7 protein-coding genes are annotated in these 7,573 nt (G+C 52.1%); all 7 read left to right on the forward strand.

All coding sequences use genetic code 11. The annotated features are described in order from the left end of the window. Positions 1 to 708: FAD-binding oxidoreductase (locus AC5OW4_RS13330; protein WP_493677079.1), on the forward strand; the 708-nt coding region annotated here is incomplete at its 5' end. Between the two features lie 235 nt (positions 709 to 943). After that, positions 944 to 1,552 (forward strand): MerR family transcriptional regulator, encoded by a 609-nt coding sequence (locus AC5OW4_RS13335; RefSeq protein ID WP_308560172.1) that lies wholly within the window; start codon positions 944 to 946, stop codon positions 1,550 to 1,552. Between the two features lie 406 nt (positions 1,553 to 1,958). Beyond that, a complete protein-coding gene (locus AC5OW4_RS13340) occupies positions 1,959 to 2,657 on the forward strand; it encodes an ABC transporter ATP-binding protein (RefSeq protein WP_072684620.1) in 699 nt (232 codons plus the stop codon). A 2-nt stretch (positions 2,658 to 2,659) separates the two neighbouring features. Beyond that, entirely contained in the window at positions 2,660 to 4,369 is a 1,710-nt protein-coding gene (locus tag AC5OW4_RS13345) for an efflux RND transporter periplasmic adaptor subunit (protein ID WP_308560173.1), read from the forward strand. 12 nt (positions 4,370 to 4,381) lie between these two features. Then, positions 4,382 to 5,599 (forward strand): ABC transporter permease, encoded by a 1,218-nt coding sequence (locus AC5OW4_RS13350; protein WP_308560175.1) that lies wholly within the window; start codon positions 4,382 to 4,384, stop codon positions 5,597 to 5,599. A gap of 197 nt (positions 5,600 to 5,796) precedes the next feature. Continuing rightward, positions 5,797 to 6,681 (forward strand): DUF3137 domain-containing protein, encoded by an 885-nt coding sequence (locus tag AC5OW4_RS13355; RefSeq protein WP_308560176.1) that lies wholly within the window; start codon positions 5,797 to 5,799, stop codon positions 6,679 to 6,681. A 79-nt stretch (positions 6,682 to 6,760) separates the two neighbouring features. Next, positions 6,761 to 7,291: a LemA family protein gene (locus tag AC5OW4_RS13360; protein WP_308560177.1), complete on the forward strand. Its 531-nt coding sequence runs from the start codon at positions 6,761 to 6,763 to the stop codon at positions 7,289 to 7,291. The last annotated feature ends 282 nt before the right edge of the window (positions 7,292 to 7,573 follow it).

The raw sequence follows: 7,573 nt of genomic DNA on the forward strand, positions 1-7,573 counted from the left end.
CCGATCTTGAAGGACGCGCTGACACTGGTGCCGAAAATCATGCGGCTGCCGGCGGTGGCGACGACGATCGAATTCATGGAAAAGGAAGTCATTCAGGATGCTCAGGATTACCTCGGCAAGGATTTCCCGAACAAGGAATTCAATGCTTATCTGATCGTTTCCTACAGCGCCAACACGCCGGAAGAAATGCAGGCGATGATCCACGACTGCGCCGAACTGGCCTTGCAGGAAGGGGCGGAGGACGTCTTCATCTCCGATACCGAAGAACGCCAGAGCAGCATCTGGGATGCCCGCGGCGCGTTTCTGGAAGCGATTAAGAATTCAACGACGCAGATGGACGAATGCGATGTTGTCGTGGATATCGACAAGGTCGCCGACTTCTGTCAGTTTGCCCGCGATCTCTCAATTCAGGAAAACATCCGCATCCGCAGCTTCGGTCATGCCGGCGACGGCAACCTGCATATCTATGTGCTGAAAGACGCGCTGCCGGAAGAAGAATGGCAGCGGAAGGTCGCGCGCTGCATGGACGCGCTGTACGCGAAAGCCGCGGCGATGAAGGGCCAGGTTTCTGGCGAACATGGCATCGGTCATGCCAAACGCGACTATCTGAAACAGTCGCTGGATCCGGAACAGATTGAGCTGATGAAACGAATCAAGGCCGCCTTTGACCCGAACGGGATTCTCAATCCGGGCAAAGTCATCGGCTGAGAAACAGCGAAAAGCGCTGCTCAGCAGCCCCGGCGGTACTCTCTTTCAACCTGAATCCGCAATGAAGGAAAATCAGACCCGGCTTTAAATCAAGACCCTGGAATATCCCGGGGTCTTTTTATGTTCAGAGTTTTGTTTTTCACTCAGGAAAAACAAGCGAAAACAAGCGGATTGTCTGAAAAAGCGTTGACCTGTCCCCTGGGGACTGTGTTATGCTCACAGCGAGGTGAGCGGAATGCTGCTGAAAGAAGTCATGCAAAAGAGCGGGCTGACCCGCAAACAAATTGAAATACTTCAACAGAAGGGATTGATTCATCCGACCCGGGAAGAAAACGGATACCGCAATTATACCGAGCAGGATCTGAAAATGCTGAAGCAGGTCAACTTTCTTAAAAAATTTGAGTTTACGCTGAACGAGTGCCACGCCCTGTTGATCGAAGGCGACGCAGCCGTACTGGATCAGAAACGGGAACAGCTGCTGTCCCAACGCTACCGGCTGGATACCGCGCTGCAGTATCTGGATCATCTCAAGAATCCCGATACCCAGCAGATCGAGCTGGAATCGGTGGAACAAACGTTTGATCTCTACGATCAGATCAGCGCTGGTCAGCGCGGGCAGAAAATCATCCAGATGGAAAATGAAATCGTCAAAGCGCAGATATCGTTTAATAGTTTAATCGAATACACGATCGGCATCGGTTTTTCGATGACGGCGATATTGCCCCGGCTGAATCAACGCCTGACGGTTTTGATCGTGACTATGCTGCTGGTGCAGGGAATGAAGTCGTCGACGCGGTTCCGCTGGCTGATCCTGCGGGTCAGTCAGTTTTTAAGAATTATTTAGCGCAGAGTGAACGCGGAGAGGGCCGCTGAAACTCCGCGTTTTTTTTAGAATGGGAATGTGACAAAATCGTTAGTTCCCTGCAAGCCAGATCCATGGTGAAGAGAAGCCGCAGCGCGTACAATGAACAAGGAAAGTCAGTGAATCAGTGGAAAAAAACGCTTGCTTTCTGTGAAATTCAGAATATAATATGACTCAAGAAAGAAAAATAAGAAAAAAAAGAAATGAGAGGTAAGATAAAAAAGATCAGAATTTTTGAGGAAAAGGATTGACAAAGGCAATGATGTGTATTGTTGTATTACTGTTCTAATACAAAAATCTTATGAAGTTCTTTAGGAATCCTTTCGATGGGTTTAAGCCTTGGACTTTATAATGAAAAACGATTTACGCATGACAGGGAGGGAAGTTCATGTCCGAAGCTTTAATCGAGATCAGAGATCTCTGTAAAATATACAATCCGGGCGAGGTGGAGGTCCGCGCGCTGGATCACGTCAGTCTGACGATCAACCGCGGCGAACTGGTTGCGATCATCGGACAGTCGGGTTCCGGCAAATCCACGCTGATGAATCAGCTGGGCTGTCTGGATGTTCCGACTTCCGGTGATTATTTTCTGAGCGGTCAGAACGTCGCCAAGCTCAGCGATAACGAATTATCGGATATCCGTAACCGGGAGATCGGCTTTATTTTTCAGGGATTCAACTTAATTCCCAATCTGACAGCTGTGGAGAATGTCGAGGTTCCGCTGATTTACCGCGGGATCGGCAAGCGTGAACGGCGTCAGCTGGCGATATCGTCGCTGGAAAAGGTCGGACTGGGTCACCGGCTTGATCACAAGCCGTCGCAGATGTCCGGCGGTCAGCAGCAGCGCGTTGCGATCGCGCGGGCCATCGCCGCGGCCCCGCCGTTGATTCTGGCGGACGAACCGACCGGCAACCTGGATTCCGCGTCAAGCAAGGAAATCCTGCAGATTTTAAAACAGATGCACGCCAGCGGGCGCACGGTCATCCTGATTACGCATGACAACGAGATCGCCGCGCAGGCCAGGCGGATCATTCATATCCGCGACGGAAAGATTGATTCCGATACACTCAACGAGGGAGGAAAATAACGATGGACGAAAAGCAAGTGGAACTGATTGAAGTTGAAACGCTGAAACCGGAAAAGAAACCGGAGAAAAAGAAACAAAAACGGAAATTGACGATGCTGAAGAAGAAAACATTCATTCTCGGCGCGGTTGGACTGTTAGTCCTGTATATCGTCGTTTCCAATCTGACGCGCAAGCCCCCGCTGCCTGCCGTCGCGGTGACGCCGGTGACGCGGGGCAATATTGAACAGACGCTGGATACCAGCGGTCTGGTTTCCTCCTTATCGGAGAAGACGTATTTTTCGCCGGTCAGCGCCAACATCGCAAAGCTTCCGGTCGCGGTCGGCGATAATGTCAGTGCAGGCGATCTGATCGTCGGCTACGATCTGGATTCGATTCAGGAACAGGTGCAGAAAGCCAATCTGGAGCTGACGGCCGCCCGCAGCGGATATCACGACAGTCTGAACAAAAGCAACGAGAAGGCCGACGAATACAGCCAGGCCAAGCACGACGCTGAAAAGCTTTATGCCGAGGCTAACGATCTGCGCAGCAAGGTGGCCGGACTGAAGGATCAGCTGGCCCAGGCGCAGAAGGAACAAGCCGGGCAGGAAGCCAACAATGCGGTCAACCAGCAGAAAATTGCCGAGCTGCAGAAGGAAGCGGCCGATCTGGAAACGGAGCAAGCCCTGCTGGAGCCGCAGATTGCCGAGAAGCAGCGGCAGATTGCCGAGAAACAGGCGGAGCTGGATGCGCTTGTCAATCAGCCGGAAACGGATTCTTCAGCCAGTCCTGCGCCGACTGAGGATCACAGCGCTGAAATTGAGCGGCTGAAACAGGAAATCAGTACACTGCAGAGTGAACTGGACGCTTTGAACAAGACGCAGGCCGATAACGATCAGCGTCAGAAACAGATTGCCGACGAGATCCAGCAGCTTCAAAGCGTCGGCGGCGCGGCGGCGGCCAAGGTCGTCCAGCTGCAGGCCGATCTGGAAAAAGCGTCGACGGAATTAAGTCAGAAGGAAGCGGAACTGGCCAAGCGGGAGAGCGTCCGCGATTCCGCGCAGGCTTCGATTCTGTCTGATGAAATGAAAACGCAGCTGCAGGCGAACACAAACCTGAGCGAGCTGGCCGCGATGAGCACCAACGAATTGCTGCAGCTGGCCCGCGCCGGCATCAAGGCGGAATTCTCCGGCATCGTCACCAAGGTCAACACCAAGGAAGGCGCCGCGACCGCCGAAGGCACGGAGCTGATTACCGTCGCTTCCAACCGCGAGGTCATGGTCGAAATTTCAATCACGAAATATGACCTTGAAAAAATCGCAGTCGGACAGAAAGCACAAATTTCCTTAGCCGGCCATCAATACACCGGCACGGTTGAAAAAATCAGCCGGGTGGCCGAGGTCAACGCCCAGGGCACGCCGGTCATCCATGCTCAGGTCCGATTCGACAATCCGGACGACAACATCTTCTTGGGCGTGGAAGCCAAGGTTTCCGTCAACACCGCGAAAGCGGAGAACACGCTGCTGGTACCGGTGGAAGCGATCAATACCGACCGTCAGGGCAGCTTCGTCTACGCTGTGGAAAACGGGCTGTTGATCCGCAAAGCAGTTGAGACCGGCGTGACTTCCGACGATGCCGCGGAAATCAAATCCGGCCTCAGCGAAGGTGATCTGATCGTGCTGAGCGCCGCCGCAGGACTGCAGGAGGGAATGCAGGTTACGCCTGTCCAGCAGTAAAGGAGGCCGCAGATGACGCAGCTATTTGAATATATAAAGATGGCGGTCAAGAATATCCGGGCCAACAAGGGCCGGTCGATTCTGACGATGCTGGGCATTATTATCGGCATCTCCTCCGTTATCATGATTATGGCGATCGGCAACGGCGCCAAGGGAACGATCAGCGACGAACTCAACAGTATCGCCGGGGGTCAGATCTATATTTACGCAAGTCAGAACTACACCGCCGGGGAACCGGTGGCGATTACGGAGAAAGATATCGACACAATCAAAACGAAGATCGACCATATCAAGGGCGTGACCCCGACGCTGGGCGCCTGGGGCAGCGCGCTGACGCAGAAAGGAACCTTTGATTTGTCAATCAGCGGCGGCAATCCGGATCTGGGCGCGATGTCAGTGCAGCCGATGCTGCACGGCCGCTATTTTGATCAGTCAGATTTTGAAGGCGGCCGCCTGGTCGGCGTGATCGGCGAGTCGGATGCGAAAAAGCTGTTTGGGACGGCGGATATCGTCGGCATGGCGATCGAAGCCTCGATCATGAACGTCACCAAGGATATCCGGATCATCGGCGTACGCAAGGACGTCGAGGGCACCTTTGTATCCTCAACCTATGAAGGTGCGCCCATCTCGATGGAAATGCCCTATACCGCGCTGCAGGCGTTTGATATCGGTACGGAGGATTTCGGAAGCATCTACATTATTTCCGAGGGCAACGAATATTCCGCAGCCGTCGCCCAATCGGCGCTGAGCCTGCTTGACAGCCGTCATCAGACTCAGGGCAAGGGCGCGTTTCTGATGCAGGAATTCAATGAACAGATGGGGCAGATCAACGAAGTGCTGAACATGATCACGACGTTCATCTCCTTTGTCGCGGCGATCAGTCTTTTAGTCGGCGGGATCGGCGTTATGAACATCATGTTGGTATCCGTCACGGAAAGAACCCGGGAGATCGGCATCCGCAAAGGTCTGGGCGCGCGGACAAGCTCGATCCTGTGGCAGTTTCTGGCTGAATCGGCGATCATCACGGCGATCGGCGGCATCATCGGGATTGTTTTGGGAATCGGCGGGGCAGAGCTGTTGTGCCTGGTGATGCCGCTGACTCCGCGCATCAGCCTGTCCACAATCCTGATCGCGACACTGTTCTCTTCGGCCATTGGGATTTTCTTCGGAATCATGCCGGCCCGCAAAGCGGCGAATCTTTCGCCGATTGAAGCGCTCCGCCGCGATTAACGAAAATCGCTGCGCTTGGTTTCTCAAGGAAAATCAACCGCGAATAATTCTCAAACCGGAACGGAAGGCTTTATGCCGGCAGCTCCGGTTTTTCTTCGGGCGCTTCAAGGAGAGCAGGCAGAGTCTGTCAATTTCCTTAAAAAGGCAGCTGTGAAGTTTCGGCATGGTATAATAAAAAAAGAAATGGGGGAATCGGATTGAATGGCACTTTAGCGCAGCTGAATCACCGGCGGGAAAGGATCATGGCGGTAACCTTGCTTGGCTACATCCTGATCGTGCTGGGAGTTCTTCTGTTATTTTCCAGCGTTTCTTTCGGAATATTGACCGGGATTGTCGGGGTCGGTTTGATTCTGGCGATCAACCTGACAGAAAAACCGAAGTATGTCCGGGCGTATAAAAATCAGATCGTGCTGGCGGTATTGCGGGAAATGTTTGAGGATGTTCATTTAAATCTCGACGCCGGGTTTAATCAGGAATGGGTTGAGGACGCTCATTTCATCCCGACGGGCAATCGTTTCTTCAGCGATGATCAGATATCGGGCAGCTGCCGCGGCTGTCTGTTCCGCCGCAGCGATGTTCTCACCCAGCAGGTGACGCATACCGGAAAAACAACAACCGTTACGACCTTGTTTGAAGGACCGTGGATGGTGTTTGAATTCCCGAAAAGCTTTGGGCATTATCTGCTGGTGCGGGAAAAAGAATTTCTGTCTAATGGCAAGCCGGGCGGCTGGTTCAGTGGTTTGAAAACCGAACGTATTGCCATGGAAAGCGAAGAATTCAATGAGCAGTTTGAGGTCTATGCTGAGGATGAACATGAAGCGTTTTACCTGCTGACACCGCAGTTTATGGAAAAACTGGAACAGGCGGAACGTGAAATCGCCGGCCGGATGTATTACGGTTTTTTCGATCATGAATTCCACGTGGCGGTGGATAACCGGCAGAACAGCTTTGAGCCGCCGGTATTTACGCCGATCACCCCGGCGCAGCTGGAAGAGATCCGGACGGAAGCACGGTTAGTGTGCGAGCTGATCGATCTGCTTCATCTCGCGGACAGAGAAGGTGGGCAACGGCCAAAGCCTTAAGCTCAAATTGTTACAAAACAAGCGGATTTCATTTCATAAATTACAGAAATAAACCAGATAAGAAAGGCGGGGAGGACTGATGATGATTTTGTTGATCGGGGCGATCGCATTGATCGTATATGGCATACTTCTTTACAATCAATTAGTCAGGTGTCGGATTAAATGTGAAGAAGCGCTGTCGGGAATTGACGTCGCATTGGTCAAACGCTATGATACGCTGACCAATATTCAGGAAACGGTGAAAGGGTATGTCAAGCATGAACAGACGACGCTGGTCGAATTGACGAGACTGCGTGCGACGATGACGCTGGCGGAAAAAGCAGAGCTGGCGGATCAGTATGCTCAGGCTCAGAAACGGCTGATGATGTTGGCGGAAGGCTATCCGCAGCTGCAGGCATCCGCGAATTTTCTGCAGTTGCAGGAAACGATCGCTGATGTTGAGGAACACCTGCAGGCAGCCCGTCGGGCGTATAACGCCAATGTGGCGCGGTACAACGAGAAGCTTCAGATGTTTCCGTCCAGTCTGATCGCCGGCCTGATTCATGCGGAAGCCAAAGCCTTTTTCCAGGCCGAGCTGGATCAGCGTGATAATGTGAATGTTTCATTTTAAAGGAAAAAAGCAATCGGAGAGCTGTAGCACAAACGTTACAGCTTTTTAAATAGAAAGAAGAGCACAAAAGATCGGAAAAGGAAATTGAAAACAAAACGGTATTGAGTTATAATGAGCTCAGAAAGATTAACTCAAAAAAGTATTTTTACAAATTTCAATTCTTTTAGGGGGCTTTTCCTGATTTTCCGCAATATTAATATTATGAGGCTCCTGAATATGAAACAAAATAACTTACTTCTCAACATTTCCGATCAACAATTACAGCAGGCGGGACTGACCCGC

It is taken from the genome of Holdemania sp. (genome assembly GCF_986127675.1).